This window comes from Polynucleobacter sp. 35-46-11 (assembly GCF_002281105.1).
Genome location: NZ_NCFJ01000681.1, coordinates 1 through 1,165, shown reverse-complemented (window position 1 = coordinate 1,165; position 1,165 = coordinate 1). Strand labels below are relative to the sequence as shown.

The following is a 1,165-nucleotide window of genomic DNA, read 5'->3' as shown; positions in this document are numbered from 1 at the left end:
TCAATATACGAATCTAGGAACGCGAGATCAGCCCCCTAGCGCTGCTTACAGCTATGGGTCAGCCAATTGGAACTCAAACTTTACATCTAACTTAGTACTAAAAAACTCAGTAACAGGAATTGACATTGCAAGAGATGCCAATCTCACCATCAACGGTCGTCGCATCACCGATGACACGAATATTTTTACAGACACAACAACTGGTTTAACGCTGAATATCACCACTAAAACTCAACCTTGGGATGCAACTCAGGCTGCCCGAATTATTGTCGGATCCCCCGCCGAAGCACTAGATATAAACAACTCGAGTATGGTTGCTCTAGCAAAATCCATTGAAACATTAAATGCTTATGGCGCTAACACCTCCAATGAATTGTGGCAAAGCACCTTTAATGTCTTATCTACAGAATCAGATAAAGCTGTTAACTACATTGCAAGCGAGAGAAGTGCGCTTGGGTCTCAAATGAACCGCATCGGCGAAATTAACTCCAATCTCAAATCACAAAGTGTTAACTTGAGCCAATCAAATTCAGACTTGGTAAGTACAGATTTTGCTGCCGAATCAGCAAATCTTGGGAAAGGCTATGTTCGTGAATTTGCTGCTACAAATGCAATGAAGGTGGCCAATGAAATGCCTAGTGTTGTCAAAACCTTAATGCGGCTTTGGGATGACATCAAGCCTTGATGTTTGACACTTTCACTTGTAAATGGCCTTAATGCTTAAGAGCCATTTACATCATGCCTTTTGATGAACTAACCCGCTATTAAACTGGGGCAAGCTTTGGGCTATTTTGAGCAACTCCGGGGATGGCATTTGCCGTACAACCTCACCAGTTTGGGGGTTGGTAACTGTTACAACATGATATCCAGTTGCACCATCGACTGAAAACTTCAGATCTCTCCCCATGGATTGAACAAAGCTTTGGATTTGTTCAGCCGCTCTATCAATTGCAACTCTGGCTGCTTGGGCTGTTTCAGCAACATTAGAGGGCTTTATTTCGGTGCTAGCTACCTTAGAAACTATTTCCGCATCGCTTGGAACAGCAGGAGTGGCAATCTTTATTGGGGCAGTGTCTACAGGCGTGCTTGTACTTTGCGACACATTTGCATACTGTGTGCTTGCCACATTTCCTGTTGAAAAAACTACACCTGACATGATTTTTCT

The 1,165-nt window shown here is 43.2% G+C and carries 2 protein-coding genes; one reads left to right on the top strand and one right to left on the bottom strand.

The annotated features are described in order from the left end of the window. Window positions 1–685 (top strand): flagellin (locus B7Y67_RS18745; RefSeq protein WP_293599925.1); only part of this gene is annotated, 685 nt, incomplete at its 5' end. Between the two features lie 51 nt (window positions 686–736). Here the strand turns inward: B7Y67_RS18745 and B7Y67_RS18740 are convergent. Further along, window positions 737–1,165: flagellar protein FlaG (locus B7Y67_RS18740; RefSeq protein ID WP_293599924.1), on the bottom strand; the 429-nt coding region annotated here is incomplete at its 5' end.